Source organism: Kiloniella majae, assembly GCF_002118315.1.
Lineage (GTDB): Bacteria > Pseudomonadota > Alphaproteobacteria > Kiloniellales > Kiloniellaceae > Kiloniella > Kiloniella majae.
Map to the genome: position 1 here is coordinate 145,763 of NZ_MTSZ01000006.1, position 19,302 is coordinate 165,064.

Annotated in this window: 24 protein-coding genes; 15 read left to right on the top strand and 9 right to left on the bottom strand. The window is 44.2% G+C overall.

The features are described 5' to 3' along the window. Positions 1-13: 13 nt before the first annotated feature. Positions 14-361, top strand: a complete 348-nt coding sequence (locus BKB51_RS16440) for a hypothetical protein (RefSeq protein WP_085902208.1) — start codon at positions 14-16, stop codon at positions 359-361. Between the two features lie 108 nt (positions 362-469). Here BKB51_RS16440 and argC read toward each other — a convergent pair whose 3' ends face one another. The 3 genes from argC to BKB51_RS16455 all read right to left on the bottom strand — a co-directional run bounded on the left by argC (position 470) and on the right by BKB51_RS16455 (position 3,140). Further along, complete coding sequence (gene argC / locus BKB51_RS16445; protein WP_085902209.1) at positions 470-1,417, bottom strand: N-acetyl-gamma-glutamyl-phosphate reductase; 948 nt, start codon at positions 1,415-1,417, stop codon at positions 470-472. A 218-nt stretch (positions 1,418-1,635) separates the two neighbouring features. Beyond that, on the bottom strand, positions 1,636-2,121 hold the full coding sequence (locus BKB51_RS16450; protein WP_085902210.1) for a hypothetical protein: 486 nt from the start codon (positions 2,119-2,121) through the stop codon (positions 1,636-1,638). Between the two features lie 98 nt (positions 2,122-2,219). Continuing rightward, positions 2,220-3,140: a LysR substrate-binding domain-containing protein gene (locus BKB51_RS16455; RefSeq protein ID WP_085902211.1), complete on the bottom strand. Its 921-nt coding sequence runs from the start codon at positions 3,138-3,140 to the stop codon at positions 2,220-2,222. A 148-nt stretch (positions 3,141-3,288) separates the two neighbouring features. On the opposite strand from BKB51_RS16455, the gene BKB51_RS16460 reads away from it, so the two are divergent. After that, positions 3,289-4,200: a DMT family transporter gene (locus BKB51_RS16460; protein WP_218044063.1), complete on the top strand. Its 912-nt coding sequence runs from the start codon at positions 3,289-3,291 to the stop codon at positions 4,198-4,200. 61 nt (positions 4,201-4,261) lie between these two features. Here BKB51_RS16460 and BKB51_RS16465 read toward each other — a convergent pair whose 3' ends face one another. Next, entirely contained in the window at positions 4,262-5,176 is a 915-nt protein-coding gene (locus tag BKB51_RS16465; protein ID WP_085902213.1) for a LysR family transcriptional regulator, read from the bottom strand. 134 nt (positions 5,177-5,310) lie between these two features. Here BKB51_RS16465 and BKB51_RS16470 point away from each other — a divergent pair, with 134 nt between their 5' ends. Further along, the gene (locus BKB51_RS16470; RefSeq protein ID WP_085902214.1) at positions 5,311-5,910 is read left to right on the top strand and encodes a short chain dehydrogenase; all 600 of its coding nucleotides are present in this window, start codon (positions 5,311-5,313) and stop codon (positions 5,908-5,910) included. 194 nt (positions 5,911-6,104) lie between these two features. Then, entirely contained in the window at positions 6,105-6,689 is a 585-nt protein-coding gene (locus BKB51_RS16475; protein WP_085902215.1) for a LysE family translocator, read from the top strand. An 11-nt stretch (positions 6,690-6,700) separates the two neighbouring features. Here the strand turns inward: BKB51_RS16475 and BKB51_RS16480 are convergent, their stop codons facing one another. Then, the gene (locus BKB51_RS16480) at positions 6,701-7,018 is read right to left on the bottom strand and encodes a hypothetical protein (protein WP_125911859.1); all 318 of its coding nucleotides are present in this window, start codon (positions 7,016-7,018) and stop codon (positions 6,701-6,703) included. 121 nt (positions 7,019-7,139) lie between these two features. On the opposite strand from BKB51_RS16480, the gene BKB51_RS16485 reads away from it, so the two are divergent. Next, positions 7,140-7,523, top strand: a complete 384-nt coding sequence (locus BKB51_RS16485; RefSeq protein ID WP_125911860.1) for a hypothetical protein — start codon at positions 7,140-7,142, stop codon at positions 7,521-7,523. A gap of 116 nt (positions 7,524-7,639) precedes the next feature. On the opposite strand, the gene rpsI is transcribed toward BKB51_RS16485, so the two are convergent. Next, positions 7,640-8,125 carry a 30S ribosomal protein S9 gene (gene rpsI / locus BKB51_RS16490; protein ID WP_088245194.1) on the bottom strand — a complete coding sequence of 162 codons (486 nt, stop codon included), beginning with the start codon at positions 8,123-8,125 and terminating at the stop codon, positions 7,640-7,642. A 2-nt stretch (positions 8,126-8,127) separates the two neighbouring features. Further along, on the bottom strand, positions 8,128-8,592 hold the full coding sequence (gene rplM / locus BKB51_RS16495) for a 50S ribosomal protein L13 (RefSeq protein ID WP_047765626.1): 465 nt from the start codon (positions 8,590-8,592) through the stop codon (positions 8,128-8,130). A gap of 287 nt (positions 8,593-8,879) precedes the next feature. Here rplM and BKB51_RS16500 point away from each other — a divergent pair, with 287 nt between their 5' ends. The 5 genes from BKB51_RS16500 to BKB51_RS16515 all read left to right on the top strand — a co-directional run bounded on the left by BKB51_RS16500 (position 8,880) and on the right by BKB51_RS16515 (position 12,986). Further along, complete coding sequence (locus BKB51_RS16500) at positions 8,880-10,088, top strand: NAD(P)/FAD-dependent oxidoreductase (protein ID WP_085902218.1); 1,209 nt, start codon at positions 8,880-8,882, stop codon at positions 10,086-10,088. 202 nt (positions 10,089-10,290) lie between these two features. Then, on the top strand, positions 10,291-10,419 hold the full coding sequence (locus BKB51_RS21270; protein ID WP_255312340.1) for a hypothetical protein: 129 nt from the start codon (positions 10,291-10,293) through the stop codon (positions 10,417-10,419). Between the two features lie 55 nt (positions 10,420-10,474). Next, the gene (locus BKB51_RS16505) at positions 10,475-10,765 is read left to right on the top strand and encodes a hypothetical protein (RefSeq protein WP_198946779.1); all 291 of its coding nucleotides are present in this window, start codon (positions 10,475-10,477) and stop codon (positions 10,763-10,765) included. Between the two features lie 276 nt (positions 10,766-11,041). Beyond that, positions 11,042-12,268, top strand: coding sequence for a polyhydroxyalkanoate depolymerase (locus BKB51_RS16510; RefSeq protein WP_085902219.1), 1,227 nt, complete (start codon positions 11,042-11,044; stop codon positions 12,266-12,268). Positions 12,269-12,377: 109 nt separating this feature from the next. After that, on the top strand, positions 12,378-12,986 hold the full coding sequence (locus tag BKB51_RS16515; RefSeq protein ID WP_085902220.1) for an SPOR domain-containing protein: 609 nt from the start codon (positions 12,378-12,380) through the stop codon (positions 12,984-12,986). A 22-nt stretch (positions 12,987-13,008) separates the two neighbouring features. On the opposite strand, the gene BKB51_RS16520 is transcribed toward BKB51_RS16515, so the two are convergent. Together BKB51_RS16520 and BKB51_RS16525 are read right to left on the bottom strand one after the other, a co-directional pair. Then, complete coding sequence (locus BKB51_RS16520) at positions 13,009-13,785, bottom strand: HpcH/HpaI aldolase family protein (RefSeq protein WP_085902221.1); 777 nt, start codon at positions 13,783-13,785, stop codon at positions 13,009-13,011. A gap of 431 nt (positions 13,786-14,216) precedes the next feature. Then, on the bottom strand, positions 14,217-14,957 hold the full coding sequence (locus tag BKB51_RS16525; protein ID WP_218044064.1) for a Crp/Fnr family transcriptional regulator: 741 nt from the start codon (positions 14,955-14,957) through the stop codon (positions 14,217-14,219). Positions 14,958-15,139: 182 nt separating this feature from the next. Between BKB51_RS16525 and BKB51_RS16530 the strand changes: the two genes are divergently transcribed. The 5 genes from BKB51_RS16530 to ccoP all read left to right on the top strand — a co-directional run bounded on the left by BKB51_RS16530 (position 15,140) and on the right by ccoP (position 19,248). Further along, on the top strand, positions 15,140-15,643 hold the full coding sequence (locus BKB51_RS16530) for a hypothetical protein (RefSeq protein ID WP_085902222.1): 504 nt from the start codon (positions 15,140-15,142) through the stop codon (positions 15,641-15,643). A 161-nt stretch (positions 15,644-15,804) separates the two neighbouring features. Continuing rightward, positions 15,805-17,475 (top strand): cytochrome-c oxidase, cbb3-type subunit I, encoded by a 1,671-nt coding sequence (ccoN, locus tag BKB51_RS16535; RefSeq protein ID WP_088245195.1) that lies wholly within the window; start codon positions 15,805-15,807, stop codon positions 17,473-17,475. 15 nt (positions 17,476-17,490) lie between these two features. Further along, on the top strand, positions 17,491-18,216 hold the full coding sequence (gene ccoO / locus BKB51_RS16540) for a cytochrome-c oxidase, cbb3-type subunit II (RefSeq protein WP_085902223.1): 726 nt from the start codon (positions 17,491-17,493) through the stop codon (positions 18,214-18,216). 10 nt (positions 18,217-18,226) lie between these two features. Continuing rightward, positions 18,227-18,376, top strand: coding sequence for a cbb3-type cytochrome oxidase subunit 3 (locus BKB51_RS16545; RefSeq protein WP_085902224.1), 150 nt, complete (start codon positions 18,227-18,229; stop codon positions 18,374-18,376). 2 nt (positions 18,377-18,378) lie between these two features. After that, on the top strand, positions 18,379-19,248 hold the full coding sequence (gene ccoP, locus BKB51_RS16550; protein ID WP_085902225.1) for a cytochrome-c oxidase, cbb3-type subunit III: 870 nt from the start codon (positions 18,379-18,381) through the stop codon (positions 19,246-19,248). Positions 19,249-19,302: the final 54 nt, after the last annotated feature.

Below are 19,302 nucleotides of genomic sequence, written 5' to 3' on the forward strand. Positions count from 1 at the left end.
GAGAGCAGAAAATATGCCTAAAGGCACCAAATGTATCGCTATTTTTGCACTTGTCGCCGCTATTGGCATTAGTACGTTTTTTGTTTCTACACCAAGTTACGCGCAGTTTAACGAACCACGTTGGTATCAACAGCAAGTTTGCCTTGCCAAAGCCTATACCAAAGTGAACCAGCTTCAAAAGTCTGCGGCTCATAAAGAAAGAGCAAAAAAGTCCCGCTCTAAATTAAGTCGCGCAGGTGTTCCTGAATCTCATATTCGTGAACTGGCGAACAGAACACTGAAAATGCTGCAGTTTGGTATCAATGGTAACAAAGAAGCCCGTGGCCCTCGCCTTTGCCAACAATGGTATCCGGTTGGATAAGAGCTAAGAATTATACTTGGAAAAACAAAAGGACGTTTTCCCGTCCTTTTTTATTGCCTTGAATCTGTTGGTACTCAAAGGTCAACGACCTCTATATATCCATAACCCCTAAAGGCCAGCGTCTTCTGCCAAGCCCAGCATCAAGTTAAGGTTCTGTACCGCAGCTCCTGATGCACCTTTACCGAGGTTATCGAGGCGTGCAATCAGAAGTGCTTGCTCTGTGGCATCATTTGCAAAAACGAATAGTTCAAGTTCATTACTGCCATTCAGAGCATCTGGTCTTAGGAATGCGGAACGCTCCAGATTTTCTGAATTGTTCAGGTTCTTGACCTTAACAAAACGGCTGCCTTGATAGTGTTCTGCGAGGCTTTCCTGTAACAAGGTACCGCTTACACCATTTTTCATCTGTGCATAGTGTAGTGGAATTGAAACCAGCATTCCCTGGGCGTAGTCACCGACAGAGGGCATGAATAATGGCTTATGCGTTAAGCCATTGTGTTGCGTCATCTCTGGCACATGCTTGTGTTGCAACGAAAGACCATAGGTACCAAAAGGCTCGGCTTGGCCACCTTCGTGAATTTCGATAAGGGCTTTACCACCCCCTGTGTAGCCGGAAACACCCTGTACGTTGATCAAGGTATCCTTGGATACAATGTTTCGTTCAATCAAAGGCCGCAGCAAGGCAATGGCACCGGTTGGGTAACAGCCCGGATTACTCACGCGTTTGGAGTTAGCAATCTTTTCCCGATGGCCTTCGGTCATTTCCGGGAAACCATAAGTCCAGTCTGGATCAACCCGATAAGCGGTTGAGGCATCAATAATGCGTACTTCAGGATTTTCAACCAGAGACACGGCCTCTATCGCTGCGGCATCCGGCAGACACAGAATGACAAGATCTGCAGAGTTTAAGAGCTCTTTTCTTGCCGCTGCGTCTTTCCGCAATTCAGGTGCAATCGATATTATTTCAAGGTCTTGCCGATTTTCCAGGCGTTGACGGACCTGCAGGCCAGTAGTGCCAGCTTCGCCATCAATAAAAATTCTTTTGCCTGTCGACATTGGATTAACCTCAAAAAGTAATAATACGTGCCCTATAACTACACATTATTTTTTGTATTTCAATACAGAAACTTGGATATTCGTATGCATGCTAAGTAAGTGATAGAACACAACAGCTGTAGGGGGCGCTTGGGAATATCGACCAGCTAACTTTAGGCGAGTTTATTAAGTCATGGCTAAAGTTGGCTTCTTGTCATCATTTGAAAAAGCCAAATATGTTATTTCAGCTCTAACCCTGCTGCGTTGCCGTTTTTTCGCCCCAGAACAGTTGTTACTACATCCCCCGTTGTCTGTTGGCGGGTTGAGATAAAGAAGTGTCGGTCTCCCAAACCATAGACAACAAAACAGTTTTCGGGCTGAGGGATCTCAAACTGATAGTTAAAGCAGATCAGGTTGGTTCGTATTTGCCAGGTGCCTTGAACAAGCTGGGTGAAATCGTAATAGGCGACACGACCATCTCCTGAGATAAACTCTACCCAACGATTTGCGTTGGGGTCTTGTTCTGATTTTGTATGATCCACATACTTGCCGTATAGGGTATTTCCAGCAAACGCCCCGACAATATCAGAGCCCATTAACTGTGTTGCTCCGGCGGCGATAAGTTCTTGATCATTGTAATAGGTTTTTGTGTCATCGACAGCCGGTGTTGTGACGCAACTTGCTAAAGAAAAAGAAAGCAGCAACAGGATGGCTTTGTAAGTCATTTTCATATTCCTTATTGGCTCATATACCTTTTGGCCTATTCAATTATGTGAGCAAAGAAGCTGTGTTTTTACATGCATATATTAAGCCAATAGTCTGCTCAGGTTACTTTCAAGACAGCAGGAAGGGCGGCTTCAAAGGTTTGGATTTCTGTACGCAACCATCTGCGAAAGGTTTTTGCTGATTGTGAGGGTTCCCGTAATTCTGAATGCACGAGGTAATAGCTAAAGGGGGATTGTTTCCAGTCTGTCATTGCAGGAACAAGATTTCCTGACACAAAGTCATCTGCAATCAGAACCGATCGACCCAGCATTATCCCCTGCCCCTGTCGTGCAGCGCCAATCAAAAGGTGTGTATCACTAAAGGCAAGACTGTCACCTTCTTTATCAAGGTTTCCAGTTGTTTGATTTAGCCATCTTTCCAGAGAAAGCTTTATTCCCTCTGGCCCGCCGGAATCTTTTAAAAGCGTATAGTCAGAGAGTTTTTTATCCCTCGTCATTAAATCAGGATGACAGGCAGGACCGATCATTTCGTCCATAAGTTTTTCTTCAACAACGCCTTTATAGCTTCCCGGTCCGTAGCGAATAGCCAGATCGATGTTTTCCCGCGCGAGGTCACTAAGGTAATCAGATGTCAGAAGTTCAAGCTGGATATCCGGGTAAGCATCCCGGAATTTCTTTATGCGTGGAAAAAGCCATTCAGCAGCGAATGACTGTAATGTTGAAATACGGAGCTTTTTCTTATCGTTACCTGTAAGGCTTGCCGTTAAGTCATCGAGGTTATCTAATATGACGGTGAGTTGTTTTAGATAGCTTTCCCCTTTTTCTGTCAGGGAAAAACTGTTGGGACCACGATCAAGAAGCTTTACACCTAACCACTGTTCCAGTCCCTTGATTTGCTGACTTACGGCAGATGCAGAAACGGACAGTTCGTTGGCCGCAAGGGAAACGCTTCCTGTCCTGGCTGCGGCTTCGAAAGATTTGACTGCATTCAATGGTGGCAGTTTACGTTGTTTTAGCATTAGAAAAACTTACTCAGCCTAATATCTTCTTGTTTTACAGAAATTATATAGCAACCCATATTGAAAACAACGCCGCATACTTGTTCTGTTATCATATAGCGAGATAAAGCGGGAAAAATCTGATTTATCGTTTATGAAAGTTAATAAAATGGCCTCGGCTTTTCGTTTGAATATTGGTGTCGCTCAAATGTCTCTGGCGATGTTCCTTTCCGGCTTTATCGGCTTGTTTGTTTTTGAATCCGGGCAGACACCTTTTAACATCGTATTTTTTAGATGTGTCTTCGGGGCAATCGGACTTGGTCTGTTTTGCTGGTGGAAAGGCTATTTTACGGCCGATGTGCTGAACAAAAAGAATATAACCCTTGCGCTTTTAAGCGGCTTTGCATTGGTTTGTAACTGGATCCTGCTTTTCACATCCTTTAAGTTGTCCCCTATTTCAATCAATACAGCCATTTATCACACACAGCCTTTCTTTCTTGTTCTTTTTGGTGCGTTGTTCCTGGGGGAAGCGTTCAGCTTTCACAAGTTTGTCTGGCTTATTCTCGCTTTCCTTGGCCTGATCTTTGTTATTGAACTGGACGCAAACAGTTTTCAGGGGGACACCTCAATGATTGAAGGCGCAGGTTTTGCCTTGGGTGCTGCCATTCTCTACACAATTACGACAATCATCACCAAGCGGTTAACCGGAATGCGCCCACATCTGATTGCCTTTATTCAGGTGACTTTGGGTATTGTGATGTTGAGCCCCTTGGTTGACTTCTCAACCGCGCCAACACTTTCTGATACCAAGGTTTGGGGCTACCTGCTTGCGCTTGGTCTGATCAATACCTGTTTTATGTATATCATCCTTTATTCCGCGTTCCAGAAGTTACAAACACCGGTTATTGCTGTTTTGTCCTTTATCTATCCGGTCGTTGCCTTGGGCGTTGATTATATCTTCTACGATCAAAAACTGAGTACTCTTCAGTTCACCGGTATTGTGTTTATTCTGGTTAGTGCTGCAGCCGTGAACCTGGGCTGGAAGGTCTTTCCATCACGGGCAAAGGTAAAAGAAAGCTGATTAATAAGTGTCACAGCAAGAGATGGGGACATGCCCTTCTCTTGCTGCTTTCTTATCTGGGCTATTTCAAAAAGTGATCCCGTTCAGAAAACCAGCTTTTTACAAAATCGATAAATTTTCTGACCTTGATTGGCAGGTGTGTCTGATAGGGATAGACAATAAAAATTGGGTGAATTTTGGTGTGGTATGATGGCAAAAGACGTACCAGTTTTCCTTCGGAAATTTCTTCCTCTGCCAGATAAGACGGGAGTTTGCCAATCCCGCCACCGGATAAAATGGCTTTCTTGAGCATGGGAAAGTGATGAACACAGAGCTTTGCTTCTATGGAAACACGATGAGATTCTGTTTCATTTTGAAAATGCCATAATGTTGGCTCTAGCTTTCTCGCATTTAACAACAACTGGTGTGCCAACAAATCCTGAGGTTTTGTGATAGCGGGCTTGTTTGCCAGATACCGAGGCGATGCGCAGATATATTCTGTCCAGTTACCCACCTTAATCGGTACCAGATTGTCTTCCATCTGTGTCGTGGCACGAAAAGCCAAATCAATATTTTCTGATTGCAGATCTTTGATTTTATTATCAAGTTCCAGTTCAAACTTTATGTCTGGATAAATAGCATTAAATCCCAGTGTGATGTCGCTCAAAAAAGCTTCACCGAATGAAATGGGGGCTGATAAACGAATAGAGCCTGAGACTGTCCCCTTTATGGCTTCAAGATCCTTTTGGGCCTTTTCTAAACTGCCTGCTATTGCTTTACAGTGATCGTAAAAGACGCTTCCCGCTTCAGTGAGATCCAGTTTGCGGGTCGTTCTGAACAGCAATTGAGTGTTAAAGTGTTTTTCCAGCCGGGAAACAAGCTGGCTGACATGGGCTTTTGAATAATCAAGGCGCGTTGCTGCGCGGGTGAAACTACCCTCTTCCACGACAATAGCAAAAACCGCCATGGCTTCTAAGTGATGATAATTAGCATTCATATGAAAACAATATGTTCATAATTGTCGGTATTATCATTTTAAATAAAAACAATATATTTACCAGCAGTGAATGATTTATTCCAAAAATGATCTGGGTTTATCCAGAAGTAATTTGATTTTACAAGGAGATTACCATGAAAATAGTTTTAGTCGGCGCAAGCGGTACAATTGGTAAAGCCGTACACAAAGAACTGTCTGTTCGTCACGAAGTGATAACGGCAGGTCGTTCCACGGGTGATCTACGGATTGATATCACCGATAAAGAAACCATCAAAACTGCTTTGTCCTCGGTTGGAAGCTTTGATGCGCTGGTTTCCACAACGGGCTCTGTTCATTTTGGCGAATTTATGGAAATGAACGAAGAAGAGTATATGGTCGGCATCAAAAACAAATTGATGGGCCAGGTCAATCTTGTCCTGATTGGGCGTGATTACATTTCACCAGAAGGTTCTTTCACCTTGAGTACCGGCATCCTGAACCGCGACCCCATTCGTTTGGGCAGTTCAGCGGCAATGGTCAATGGCGCAATCGATAGCTTCGTAATGGCCGCCGCGATGGAAATGCCAAACAGAGTTCGTATCAACTCTGTCAGTCCTACGGTCATCACAGAAGCAATGGATAGCTATGGCCCCTACTTCAGAGGTTATGCCCCGGTTGATGCGGATTTAGCCGCGTTGGCTTATAGCAAGTCTGTGGAAGGCATACAGACAGGACAGACCTATATTGTCGATTAGATTACGTTTTTTGCTGACGGGGATACTTGTCGTTATCCACAGGTATTGCCCGTTAGTCGGAGCGATTTCTTTCTAGCAAAAACACGTTAACTGCTCATTACATAAAAATATCGAACAGTTAAGTTTAACTGCGGCACATAGTGCTCCTTGAATGACAGGAGTATAGTTTCTGAATTAAGGAGTATTTTGAGCTTATGTCTATTATCATTGCAATGTGTACCTATGCCCTGACCATGTCGATTTCACCGGGGCCAGTGAATGTTATTACCATGACATCTGGTCTGAACCATGGTGTTTACCGAACCATTCCCTTTGTTGCCGGGGCAACGATTGGCTTTACCTTGTTACTTTTTGCAATTGGTTTGGGTGCGGCAGAGCTTATAATGCTATTCCCGCAAACTATGCAGGTAATTGGTTATGTGGGCGCGGCATTTATGCTTTATATGGCGTATAAGATCGCTTTTTCCACGGGGACAATCTCACTTGAAGAAAGATCAGAACCCGGATTTTATCAAGGGATGCTGCTCAATATTTTAAACCCGAAAGCCTGGATTGCCTCTATCTCTGGTGTGACCGCCTTTACCGCAAAGGGCGATGTCTCAAGCCTTTTTCTCTTCTGCGCGTTATATTTTGTGATTTGTTTTATTGGGGTGGGCACGTGGGCTGTCGTTGGAAAACAAGCTAAAATTCTGGTTCAAACGGAAAAGCACCTGCGCCTGTTCAATATCTTTATGGGAACAGGCTTGGCAGCGGTCGCCCTCTATTTACTTTTATTTTAAACCTCCCCCCCCTAAAGCGGCAAATAATTACCGCTCATGGAGTTCTGTTCTGGAAATTTTCGGATAGGAAGTTTCCGTTTAAGTTCTATTGGTAAAACTGTGGTGATTTTTTTAAGGCTATCACACTGTGGTTTGTCGTGCTCAATCCACAGTGTGGCCCCTGTTCTATCGAGAATATTATCAATGCGTACAAAGGAACGGATGCTGCTTTTTTTATCATTCCAGATCGGTAGGCCGTAATTTTCTCTATTTTCCTGAAAGTGATACAGATTTCCGGAAATGATAATGGGACCTATGTCTAGGTGTGGAGAGAATAACCACGGTACCATCACCAAACACATCATGATCACCGTTTAGCTTTATGTTTTTACCTTTTCAAACTTGGTGTAATCGGCTGGAACAAAGCCATGGTGATATACTTGTGTGCTTTTAATTATGGTTTTTGTTTTTATGAAAAAAGTGGAATATATGAACTATATCACTTCTTATAAGGAAAGAGACTTAATGGTCTTAGATAATGATTCTTGGTTGATTGAGGTTGGCGATCACGTAATTCAAAAGAAAACGAGTGAAGGGACTGAAAGCCTTTCTGAAATTGAAATGGCTATTTATTGCTTCTGGGTTCTCGATTATTCTGTCAGAAACTCTGGTAGCCTAGAAGAGATAGAGGATATCTATCCACAGGCTGTTAATCAGTTGATTGATATTTTCCAAAAAAATAAATGGCGCTCTAGTACGTTTCTTGCTCTTGCCGAATTAGATCGTAACGCATTTTGCCGTAATTATTATGCTGAGTTTGATCAGATATGTAATGAATTACGGGCAGCTTATTAGTAGGCGAATCATAAGTCTCCAATATGTAAACTTATTTCAGGACGGGATGTGAATAACAAAAAGGGCCGCCATTTTGGCAGCCCTTTTCGAATTTCTGAACTTCTGTTCTTCGAAGCTTAACGCTTGGAGAACTGGAAGCTACGACGGGCTTTCGCCTTACCGTATTTCTTACGTTCAACAACACGGGCATCACGTGTAAGGAAGCCGCGTGCTTTAAGCGCAGGACGAAGGCCTGGCTCGAAGTAAGTAAGAGCTTTTGAGATACCGTGACGAACAGCACCAGCTTGACCAGAAAGACCACCGCCTTTAACTGTGCAAACTACGTCGAACTGACCAGAGCGCTCAACAGTCTCGAAAGGCTGTGCGATCATCATACGTAGAACTGGACGCGCGAAGTAAACTTCCTGTTCGCGACCGTTTACGGTGATTTTACCAGTACCTGGCTTGATCCATACGCGAGCAATGGCGTCTTTACGCTTACCAGTAGCATAAGCACGACCTTGTGCGTCTAGTTTTGGCTCGGCAACAACTGCGGTTGTATCTTCGACTGCAGGTGCTGCACCGCCAAGATCACTCAAAGAGTTGAGGGTTTCTTCAGCCATTGTTACTGGCTCCTCTTGTTCTTGGTGTTTTTAGAAGCAAAATCCAGAACTTCTGGCTGCTGAGCTTCATGATTGTGGTCAGGACCAACAACAACGCGAAGGTTGCGCATTTGCTGACGACCGAGAGGACCTTTAGGAACCATACGTTCGATAGCTTTTTGAACAACACGCTCAGGGAAGCGACCGTCCAGGATCTGACCAGCTGTACGTTCTTTGATACCGCCAGGGTGGCCAGTATGCCAGTAGTACTTTTTGTCAGCCAATTTGTTACCTGTAAGGGCGACTTTCTCGGCATTGATGATGATAACATTATCACCACAATCCATGTGTGGTGTGAATGTTACTTTGTTTTTACCGCGCAGGATATTTGCGACTTCGACAGCCAAGCGACCGAGAACAATGCCTTCAGCATCGATCACGAACCACTTTTTCTCGATATCTGCGGGTTTAGCAGAATAAGTTTTCATTTAACAGAGCCATTGCATACTGTTGTATAAGGGGCAAGACACACCTTAGTGCTCTTGCGTTGGTGGGTTCTAATACAGTGAATAACAGCTGTCAAACAAAAATATTTCAGAAGAATTTTATTTTATCAATAAAAACAACAAGTTAAGATTGCGGTAATATGGTACCCCATAAATTTCAACTTTTTTATCCCCAAATAAATTTTTCCGGGGAAGAAACAAATCTGTTGTCTGCATGAGAACCACGCGTAAAGATGCGACTTCGTATATAATATAAATATGGAGTATGTATGACCAAGACATCAGATGTCGTTATTATTGGTGGAGGCATTATCGGAAGTGCCGCAGCTTTCTTTCTGGCAAGGGATACGACATTTAGCGGGAAGATTACCGTCATAGAAAAGGACAATAGCTATCAAGGATCATCAACAACCTTGTCTGCGGCGTCAATTCGACAGCAATTTTCTACGCCTGAGAACATTAATATATCCCTCTTTGGTATAGGTTTCCTGCGTAACCTTTCTGAACATCTGGCATTAAACACAGAGCAACAGCCCACAAACTCACTGGATATCGGCCTGCAGGAAAAGGGGTATTTACTTCTTGCCAGTGATAAGGGGCAGGAAACACTTCAAAATAACAACTGGATACAAAAGGAACTCGGGGCTGATATCTCGCTTTTAACCCCTGCCCTTTTAGAAGAACGTTTTCCCTGGATGAACTGTGATGATATTGCTTTGGGGTCTTTGGGGCTATCAGGTGAAGGCTGGTTTGATGCCTATAGCCTGTTGCAATTGTTCAGGGCAAAAAACAAAGAGCTGGGCGTTATATATAAAGACGGCGAAGTTACCGGTTTTGTGAAATCAGGTGATGAGATTATCGCGGCAGAACTGAAAACGCCTGAAAGTGTTTCGGGTGAAAAAATTTCGGGCGAACACTTTATTAATGCTGCGGGGCCTATGGCGTCTCGGATTGCCGCTATGGCTGGCATAGATATTCCGATTGAAAGCCGCAAGCGATGTGTCTTTGTCTTTAACTGCCGCGAAGAAATAACCAACAGCCCGCTTGTGGTCGATATCAACGGGGTTTATTTCAGGCCAGAGGGCGAACACTTTATCTGTGGCACCTCTCCGCTGGATGGCCATGACCCCGAGTGTTTTGATTATCACGTGGATTACAATCTTTTTGACGAGCATATCTGGCCCACCCTTGCCAATCGGGTCACGGCCTTTGAATCAATCAAACAGATCAATGCATGGGCCGGACACTATGCATACAACCTGTTGGATCAAAACGTCGTGCTGGGAACGCACCCTGATGTGGGTAATCTATATTTTGCCAACGGCTTTAGCGGGCATGGTCTGCAACAGGCACCTGCGGTCGGTCGGGCGTTGTCAGAATTGATTATTTACGGAAAATACCGGAGTCTGGATCTGTCCATCTTTGGTATGGAAAGAATTATAAATAAAACGCCTGTCAAAGAGCTGAATGTGATATAGATATTAACGTTAATTAACCATGGTAAGGTATTGTTTTTAATTAATAATAAGACAATGCCTTGCCATGTTGATGTCTCGTTATCCATTCTGTTCACATTCTTACCACTTTTTTGCCCCACCACGGCTTTGTTTTTTTCCTTATATTAAAGTCATGGGAAACTTTAATAGAATATATCGCACAGATATGCGGGCCAAGATGTCAATGTCATCACATGTCGACAAGAATGACGATATTGATGTTGATCGTCTGGTTTGGGACGTCGAGTACAGAGAAATCGTCAAGCGGCTTTTGCAACCCAAAGGCAATACCTCTGTTTCACTTGGCGCTTAACCCAAGCTCTTAAGATCTTTGGCAATTTTATCCGGTTTGTGATAGAATTGCGATTATGCCCGAGAAGAAAAAACAATCCAAAAAACCAAATTCCAAACAACTTGAATGGCTTCAACGCGGCCTTGATCAAGCGGGTGGAAAACTGCCCCTTTTTGATGAACACGGTCAACACTATGATGTTCGCTTGATAAAAGCCTGTATTGATCACGGATGGGCTGAGCCGTGGTTCAGTAATGCCCTGAAGCCCGACTGGATTGTTTGCAAGCTGACAAAAAAGGGGAGAGATTTTTGTGCCTCCACCCCTCATCCATCTCCCCGATCTTCTGGTCGTGTTTCGGCGTCTTAAAGCAATTTTGCTTTGTTTTTTTAATTGACGCTTTCATGAAACCTCTGTGAAAAGTCAGACAATCATTGACTGTTTAGTCAAAGATGCTTAGCTTTTGAGTTAATTGTGCGGTGCACAATAATATAATTTTGACTAATTTAGATCCGACTGACGACCGTCCTGCAAGACAACCAATATTGATTATAGGTTTTCTTTTGGTCGGAATTTCGTTTGAACAGAAGGTCATTTGCAGCTTTTAAACAAATAAAGCTGCTTCATTTGTTAGGGGTAGATGACGTGTTATATACATACTTTGATATGCAAAGCGCAGCGTTGGGACCAATGCGCGCCATGACGCAGCTCACAAAAACCTATTTCAACAACCCTCTGTTCCCCTTTTCCCAAACCTACATGGGAAAAATAATGGCAGCGAGTGCCGATGTTATCGAAGGTGTTATTCGGCATCGAGGAAAGCCCGAGTGGGGCTTTCAGGCTATTCACCGTGAAGACGGAATACATCCTATTGATCTTGCCAGAATTGATCACAGACCTTTTGGTGATCTCATCCGTTTTAAGTGTGACCTTGCAAAGTCCCCGAAAAAGATATTGCTCGTCTCCCCGATGTCAGGTCACTTTGCCACTTTATTACGCGGGACGGTAAAGACCCTTGTGGAGCATCATGAAGTCTATGTCACGGATTGGACGGATGCCAGTAAGGTGCCTGCGTCTGATGGTGAATTTGGGCTGGATGAGTATATCGAATATCTTGTTGACTACATGAAACTGCTAGGCCCGGACCTGCATGTCATTGCCGTGTGTCAACCTGCCCCACTGGTTCTTGCTGCGGTTTCGATCTTGGCGGCAAATGATGATTCGGCTCAACCAAGTACCATGACCCTGATGGGAGGCCCGATTGATCCCGGGGCTGCAGAAACCGAGGTCACAAAACTGGCGGATAGTAAGTCCCTTTCCTGGTTCAAGGATAACCTGACTGCAACGGTTCCTCTTCAATACGAAGGATCAGGGCGTCGCGTTTATCCGGGGTTTCTGCAGTTGGCTGCATTTATATCCATGAATTCCATGCGCCACGTTGATGCCCATATGCAGCACTTTAACAACCTTGTAAAAGGTGATGGGGATTCAGCAGAAAGTCATAATAAGTTTTATGATGAATATCTTTCAGTGATGGATGTCACGGCTGAATTCTATCTGGATACAATTGAGCACATCTTTCAGGAAAGAAGCCTTCCCAATGGCACGATGACCTGGAAAGGGCAGTTAATTGATCCGTCAAAAATCAAAAAAACCGCGCTTCTGACTGTCGAGGGCGAGTTGGATGATATCTCTGCACCAGGGCAAACCGAGGCCGCGCATGAAATGTGCAGCTCCCTTGCTAAAAGCAAACACAAAAATCACGTTGAAGCCGGTGTCGGGCATTATGGTATCTTTAATGGTCGCAAGTGGCGTGAAAGTGTTTCTGTTGTCATCAATGACTTTATTGAAAAACATCATCCAAAGCCTTAGTTTTTAGAACAAGAGCGCGAATAAGTCATAGAATTAATTATCTTTTTATAAATATGTACTATTTAAGGTTAGATGTAATCTACATCTAACCTTTTTTGGTGCTCGCCCTATGTCAATACGACGTTATAGTTCTTTGTTTGTTGTTATCCTTTGTTCATCTCTGATCCTGAGTGGTTGTGAAAGTGTCTATGATGATACAAAAGGCTGGGGCGTTGATCTGTGGGAAGATATCAAGAAGGGTTCCAAAAAGGCGGCAAATTCCACGAAAGAAGCACTTGATTCGCTTGCTGAAAAAGACGGCGATCCTGAAGAAACTGATAGCCCGAAAAAAGTTGATGGTGATCAAATAAAAACGACAGCACTTGATGCTGATGATGCCAATAGCGTTGCCCCAAAGGGGCAAAAGATTACCCCTGCCCCCTTAAAGAATTCAGAAAAAATCGCTCAACCACCTGTTATCAAAACCACGGGTAAATATGCTGTTCATTTGTCTTCCAATAAAAGCAAGGCAAGTGCTGAAAAAGAATGGGCCGAATTAAAGAGTGTCTTCCCCAAAGAAACCAACGGATTAAGCTTGCAGCTAAAGCCCGTCAAAATAACAGGAAAAGGTACATTTTATCGTGTTTTGGGTGCAGCCTTTGGCAATAGGGCTGATGCCAATAAAGCCTGTGAATCCTTCAAACGAAAGAAACAGTATTGCGCTGCTGTTAAGTTATAAAGCCAGGTAGAGCTTTGAGTATTTAGATACCCAGTGTCCCCTTAAGCTGCGCAACCTTTTCTCGGGCACCTTTGACGACAAAGCCAATATCACTACCATCAAGAACCATGTCATAACCGGATTTAAAAAGAGCTTCGGCACTTCGCTCCGGTGTTGGAATAGCACCGAGTAGTTTGCCCGCATCTTTGACAATCTCTTCAACTATAAAGATCGCTTCGAGAACAGCGGGATGATCTGGCTCCCCCGGGTAACCAAGGTCGGCTGAAAGATCAGAAGGTCCGATAAAGATCATATCCACACCATCGGTGTTGGCAATTTCTTTCGCGTTTTCGACACCTTCAGCATCTTCAATCTGACAAATCAAAAGCACCTGATCGTTAAAATTTTTCAAATAACTTTGAGAGTTAACGCCATAATCGGCGCCTCTAACTATCGTTGACGCAACCCCTCTTTTGCCTTTGGGTGCATAATGTGATGCCTCAACAGCGTACTCTGCTTCTTCTTTAGTGGATACAGATGGCACCATGACTCCATCGGCACCTGCATCCAGAACGCGTTTGATCTTTGCATTGGAATTACTTGAAACCCGGACATAAACTTTGGGGCCATAAGCTTTGGCAGCCTGCATCTGGGTAATCGCATCCATCACGGAACCGGGGCCGTGCTCAAGATCAATCATTAAGCAATCATTCCCAGCCTGTGCAATAATCTCGGTAGCGATTGGGCTAAACATATCAATCCAGCACCCAAAAACAGGATGATGATCGCCAAGTTTATTTTTTAGCTGTGGACTTGCCATTTTTATATCCGTCGTTTGGTTTAAAGTGAGTATGAATAACCAAGAGTTACGCAAACTGAATGTTTGAAGACGTTAGGTTAAGGGAACAAAAGCATCATGAAAAGTCAAACTTGAAAGGAACAAGCAAGCCCGCCGAGGATGCACAATGAAGTGCACCCTCCCGGAACACTATTGCCAGGTTCCGGATCACGACTTACATGTTGCGTGATAAGCGGCTCGCTTTGGGAAGTGCGTCCAATCGCGCCCTGAGATCGCTCTCCGTGGCAGCGTACAGACCCCTTTTCCCAAAGCCAGTTAGATAGTTACAGCCAGTTAGATTGGTATAGATTATTACAGGGTTAATACAGGAAGATGACTACAATAGATATAGGGAATAGATGATTTATTTAAAGACCAAGCACATTGAATGGTATTTCCAATCAGTCCATAAATCAGTCCATACCCTCGGCAAGGTCAGTTAGCTCTTCTATGTCGTTAATTTCCAACCGACCGTTTGTCGGAATGGAAACGATCCCTTTTTTCTTCAGATTGGTCAGTGTTCGACTAACTGTTTCTGTTGTCAGGCCCAGATAATCACCAATGTCAGAGCGTCCCATGGGTAAGGAAATAACATTTCCTGCGCCTGTTTTGCTTTTGGTGCGCTTTGAAAGAGACAGCAGGAAGCTACTGACCTTTTCAATGGCCGTTTTCCTGCCAAGCAACAACATCTGATCCTGAGCTAAAACCAGCTCGTTTGAAACCATGTTGAGAAGTCTATTTTCCAGATCTGGAATTTCTTTTAAAAGTTCTTCGAGCCTGGCGCGGGGAAATCTGCAGAGTTTGCAATCTTCAAGAGCTTCTGCTGAATAGGCATAACAATCGTTCATTGCAATACCAAGAAAGTCGCCAGGAAAGAGAAATCCGGTCATTTGACGGCGACCATCAGGCAACAGTTTGTACAGCTTGATGGAACCACCTGTCACATTAAACAAAAAATCAGCAGAATCCATTTCGTTAATGATCGTGACACCTTTGCCGACTTCAACCCCTGTTGAGATTGAAGACAATTTGCGCAGGTCATCACAAGAAAGAGCATGACAAAGACTCATTTCTGCAACGTTGCATTTTTCACAAGGAGAGTTCACCAAAGGATTGGAAGAGGCCGTTTGGGCAAAGTGTGAACCACTTCTCATTCGTTTATCATTCCCGACAGAGTTTTTTATATAGCTGATTTTTAGTAATATATTGATACTACTACAAGGGCGTTAAAGAAACACGCAACAAATAATTTCTATTGGTTATTTCTGTGCGTCATATTGACCTACATCAAAGACTTATCCTTTGAACGGGACTTCAATAAAATCAACAAAGTCATATGTGGATTTATATAGCCGTGCAATTTGCGATCAAACCATTAAATCAGTCGAACACTGTGCAGGTGTTGCCACTGATACAAACGCTAAAAAGTGATATTACGACTGATCAATGGATGGATTATGTCGATAGTTTTACAGGTCGTGACAGTCGAGAATGTGGCATTATTACGGTCAAGAATACTGCTGGATATTATATGGGGGTTCTCTGCTATAAAGTTGTAGAAGATGTTACGCATCAGATAGTTATGGATGTCTCTAACTATGTTACTGCAGATATGCTTGGGCGAAATGACATTTCAGAAACGCTGTTGGAGTGGTTAGAAGGTCAGGCTTCTGAGCGCGGATGCCAGGCGATACACTTAACGATTGATATTCGGAATACAATTATTCCAGAAAATGGTTATACTAAGTCTATTCCGAACCAGCTTATCAACAAAGGGTATGTTTGTGACGCAGTCAGGCTTTGTAAAAAAATAAACGAAAATCCAACGACTCAACACTAAGCCATAAAACAAATTCACGTTTGTTATTTTGGGGTGCGTCAACCCGTATCATTGACCTAGATCAATGCTCTTTTGTACTTGAGAGGTAGGTTACGGGGTACTGTGAGGTGTTCTATCTTACAGTGTTATCACGTTTTTTACGATAAAAGGCGACTTCAGGAATGACTCGGGAAACTACCGCAAAAGCGAAAATGCCCCTCGACGGATGGGTAATAGCTGCGGCATTGGTGATTGGCACGTTTTACGCCACATTAACCGCCGCGCGAACCGAAGATCCGGTAATGTCTGTACATGCATATGTCTTTGCAGGTGCATTCTTACTTGGGATTTTTGGTATTATTAAGGCTTATTTTGACACGTCAGAAAGCCTTGCAACACAATCAGCAGACGCACCAATTGAATACGACCTCAAAGTTGTTAAGGCGGGGGTTATTGCCTCTGTCTTTTGGGGGATTGCCGGCTTTATTGCTGGTGATACAATTGCTTTTCAGTTGGCGTATCCAGACTTGAACTTTGATACATCCTTTATCAATTTTGGTCGATTGCGTCCTCTTCACACATCAGCGGTTATTTTTGCTTTTGGTGGCAACGTTCTTTTGGCGACATCTTTTTATGTTGTACAGAGAACCTGTAAAGCCCGCCTTCCCGGTGTTTTCTCATCATGGTTTGTATTCTGGGGGTATCAGCTTTTCATCGTTGTTGCTGCGACCGGTTATTTAATGGGCGCAACACAGGGTAAAGAATATGCTGAGCCAGAGTGGTATACAGATATTTGGCTAACGATTGTATGGGTCGTATATCTGCTTGTGTTCTTGGGAACACTCTGGAAGCGTCGTGAACCACATATTTACGTTGCCAACTGGTTCTATCTGGCCTTTATCGTAACCGTAGCCATGTTGCATATCGTCAATAACCTGACAGTACCGGTTTCATGGACAAGTTCAAAAAGTTATATCCTGTTTGCCGGTGTTCAGGATGCTCTGACACAATGGTGGTATGGTCATAACGCTGTTGGCTTCTTCCTGACGGCTGGCTTCTTGGCGATTATGTATTATTTCGTTCCCAAAAGAGCGAACCGTCCGGTTTATTCCTATCGCCTTTCAATCGTTCACTTCTGGTCTTTGATCTTTATGTATATCTGGGCCGGACCTCACCACTTGCACTATACGGCGCTCCCTGATTGGGCCCAGACTTTGGGGATGACCTTCTCAATTATGCTCTGGATGCCGTCATGGGGTGGCATGATCAACGGCCTTATGACGTTATCAGGTGCATGGGACAAGCTTCGTACTGATCCTGTTTTACGTATGCTTGTTGTGTCTATTGCTTTCTATGGCATGAGTACCTTCGAAGGTCCTGTGATGTCTATCAAAGCTGTGAATTCACTTAGCCACTATACGGATTGGACTGTTGGACACGTTCACTCTGGTGCATTGGGTTGGGTTGCCTATGTCAGCTTTGGAGCACTTTACTGTCTTGTTCCATGGCTTTGGAACAGAACACAGCTCTATTCCTTGAAGCTGGTGAGCTACCACTTCTGGATCTCTACCTTTGGCATCCTGCTTTACATCACGTCCATGTGGGTATCCGGTATTCTACAGGGCCTAATGTGGCGTGCGTATGATGACCTTGGCTTCCTGGAATATTCTTTCGTGGAAACTGTCGAAGCGATGAATCCTTTCTATTGGATCCGTGCGATCGGTGGTGCCTTCTTTGTGATCGGTTCTCTGATCATGGCTTATAACCTATGGCGGACAGCCCGTGGAGATGTGAGAACGGAAAGTCGTTCACTTGCTCCCGAAGCTGTTCCTAGCCCAGTAGCTGCAGAATAAGGAGGTTTTAAGATCATGATTAAACATGACGTATTTGAGAAAAACTCAATCGTACTATTGATCGGGATCCTGATTGTTGTCTCAATCGGCGGTCTTATTGAAATCGCACCACTTTTCTTTCTTGAAAGTACAATCGAGAAAGTAAAAGGCATGCGCCCTTATTCCCCGCTGGAGTTGGCCGGGCGTAATATTTACATCCGTGAGGGCTGTTATAACTGTCATTCGCAAATGATCCGTTCTTTGCGTGATGAGGTCGAGCGTTATGGCCCCTACTCTCTTGCGGCAGAATCAATGTACGATCATCCCTTCCAATGGGGATCAAAACGTACTGGTCCTGATTTAGCACGTGTTGGCGGTAAATATTCTGATGAATGGCATAAGGAACACATGGTCAATCCACGTGGTATTGTTCCTGAATCTGTAATGCCAGGGTATCCTTTCCTTTTGGATGCACCTCTTCGTTTCAACGATATTAAAGAACATCTGGAAGCAAACCGTATGGTTGGTGTTCCTTATACAGATGAGATGATTGAGTTGGCTGAAGAAGACTTGCGTGCCCAGGTCGATCCAGATGGTGATACCGATGGATTACTTGCCCGTTACCCCAAAGCACAGGTTCGTAACTTTGACGATAATGCCAAAGTGATTACAGAGATGGATGCTTTGATTGCCTACCTGCAAATGCTTGGCACCCTCGTGGATTTCTCAGCCTACAAGGCTGAAGGTCCGGAACTGCGATAAGGAGATAGTTATGGAATACAACGACGTTTCTACTTTTTCGCAAACTTGGGGGCTAGTGTATCTGGTTGTGATGTTTTTAGGCGGCGTTATTTATGCGCTTTGGCCCAAGAACAAAAGCAAGTTTGATCACGCCGCTCAAATTCCATTAGAGGATGACTAGTCATGGCAGGAAATCCAAGAAAAGACGAGATCTCTGGTGTCGATACCACTGGTCATGAATGGGACGGCATTGAAGAGCTGAACAATCCCCTTCCCCGTTGGTGGCTGTGGGTCTTGTACGCATCTGTAATTTGGTCCATTGGTTATTGGATCGCAATGCCCGCCTGGCCGGGTATCAGTGATTACACCAGGGGTGTTTTGGGGTATTCTCAACGCCAAACGGTTATGGATGAACTAGCTGAAGTTAAAGCCGGTCGCGCTGATATCGAAGCAAAAATTGTAGCATCCAGTTTGGAGGATATCGCAAAAGATCCTAACCTTAATCAGTATGCACTTGCAGCTGGTCAGGCGGCTTTTGGCGATAACTGTGCCGGGTGCCACGGCAGTGGTGCTCAAGGGGCCAAGGGCTATCCGAACCTAAATGATGACCATTGGTTATGGGGCGGATCACTCGAAGATATCCACTACACCATTAACTATGGTATTCGTTCCACACATGATGAAACCAGATTTAACGATATGACGGCGTTCCTTGCAGATGAAATCCTGGAGAAACAGGAAATTTCGGACGTTGCGGAATATGTTTTATCTTTGTCCGGTACATCAAGTGATAGTGAAGCAGCGCAGCGCGGGTTGCCTATTTTTGAAGATAACTGTGTCGCCTGTCATGAAACAGGTGGCGTCGGTAATCGTGAAATGGGGGCGCCGAACCTGTCTGATAAACTGTGGCTTTTCGGCGGTGATAAAAAAACCGTAGTGCAGTCCATTGCGTATGGTCGTAAAGGCGTAATGCCAACATGGGAAGCCCGTTTGGATCCTGTGACGATTAAAGCCTTGAGCATTTATGTTCACTCCCTCGGTGGCGGTGAATAATACTAAGGCCTGTGTACGGGAGAGATTTGTCTCTCCCGTACTATAAAAAAACAA

What these genes read in the sequence shown, in the direction of transcription:
- BKB51_RS16515 (WP_085902220.1), top strand. Translation starts at nt 12,378, where the DNA reads ATGTCAATACGACGTTATAGTTCTTTGTTTGTTGTTATCCTTTGTTCA.
- BKB51_RS16500 (WP_085902218.1), top strand. Translation starts at nt 8,880, where the DNA reads ATGACCAAGACATCAGATGTCGTTATTATTGGTGGAGGCATTATCGGA.
- BKB51_RS16545 (WP_085902224.1), top strand. Translation starts at nt 18,227, where the DNA reads ATGGAATACAACGACGTTTCTACTTTTTCGCAAACTTGGGGGCTAGTG.
- BKB51_RS16455 (WP_085902211.1), bottom strand. Translation starts at nt 3,140, where the DNA reads ATGCTAAAACAACGTAAACTGCCACCATTGAATGCAGTCAAATCTTTC.
- BKB51_RS16440 (WP_085902208.1), top strand. Translation starts at nt 14, where the DNA reads ATGCCTAAAGGCACCAAATGTATCGCTATTTTTGCACTTGTCGCCGCT.
- argC (WP_085902209.1), bottom strand. Translation starts at nt 1,417, where the DNA reads ATGTCGACAGGCAAAAGAATTTTTATTGATGGCGAAGCTGGCACTACT.
- BKB51_RS16485 (WP_125911860.1), top strand. Translation starts at nt 7,140, where the DNA reads ATGAAAAAAGTGGAATATATGAACTATATCACTTCTTATAAGGAAAGA.
- BKB51_RS16475 (WP_085902215.1), top strand. Translation starts at nt 6,105, where the DNA reads ATGTCTATTATCATTGCAATGTGTACCTATGCCCTGACCATGTCGATT.
- rplM (WP_047765626.1), bottom strand. Translation starts at nt 8,592, where the DNA reads ATGAAAACTTATTCTGCTAAACCCGCAGATATCGAGAAAAAGTGGTTC.
- BKB51_RS16470 (WP_085902214.1), top strand. Translation starts at nt 5,311, where the DNA reads ATGAAAATAGTTTTAGTCGGCGCAAGCGGTACAATTGGTAAAGCCGTA.
- ccoP (WP_085902225.1), top strand. Translation starts at nt 18,379, where the DNA reads ATGGCAGGAAATCCAAGAAAAGACGAGATCTCTGGTGTCGATACCACT.
- BKB51_RS21270 (WP_255312340.1), top strand. Translation starts at nt 10,291, where the DNA reads ATGTCATCACATGTCGACAAGAATGACGATATTGATGTTGATCGTCTG.
- BKB51_RS16480 (WP_125911859.1), bottom strand. Translation starts at nt 7,018, where the DNA reads ATGGTACCGTGGTTATTCTCTCCACACCTAGACATAGGTCCCATTATC.
- BKB51_RS16450 (WP_085902210.1), bottom strand. Translation starts at nt 2,121, where the DNA reads ATGACTTACAAAGCCATCCTGTTGCTGCTTTCTTTTTCTTTAGCAAGT.
- BKB51_RS16530 (WP_085902222.1), top strand. Translation starts at nt 15,140, where the DNA reads ATGTGGATTTATATAGCCGTGCAATTTGCGATCAAACCATTAAATCAG.
- BKB51_RS16505 (WP_198946779.1), top strand. Translation starts at nt 10,475, where the DNA reads ATGCCCGAGAAGAAAAAACAATCCAAAAAACCAAATTCCAAACAACTT.
- BKB51_RS16520 (WP_085902221.1), bottom strand. Translation starts at nt 13,785, where the DNA reads ATGGCAAGTCCACAGCTAAAAAATAAACTTGGCGATCATCATCCTGTT.
- BKB51_RS16525 (WP_218044064.1), bottom strand. Translation starts at nt 14,957, where the DNA reads ATGAGAAGTGGTTCACACTTTGCCCAAACGGCCTCTTCCAATCCTTTG.
- ccoO (WP_085902223.1), top strand. Translation starts at nt 17,491, where the DNA reads ATGATTAAACATGACGTATTTGAGAAAAACTCAATCGTACTATTGATC.
- rpsI (WP_088245194.1), bottom strand. Translation starts at nt 8,125, where the DNA reads ATGGCTGAAGAAACCCTCAACTCTTTGAGTGATCTTGGCGGTGCAGCA.
- BKB51_RS16465 (WP_085902213.1), bottom strand. Translation starts at nt 5,176, where the DNA reads ATGAATGCTAATTATCATCACTTAGAAGCCATGGCGGTTTTTGCTATT.
- ccoN (WP_088245195.1), top strand. Translation starts at nt 15,805, where the DNA reads ATGACTCGGGAAACTACCGCAAAAGCGAAAATGCCCCTCGACGGATGG.
- BKB51_RS16460 (WP_218044063.1), top strand. Translation starts at nt 3,289, where the DNA reads ATGGCCTCGGCTTTTCGTTTGAATATTGGTGTCGCTCAAATGTCTCTG.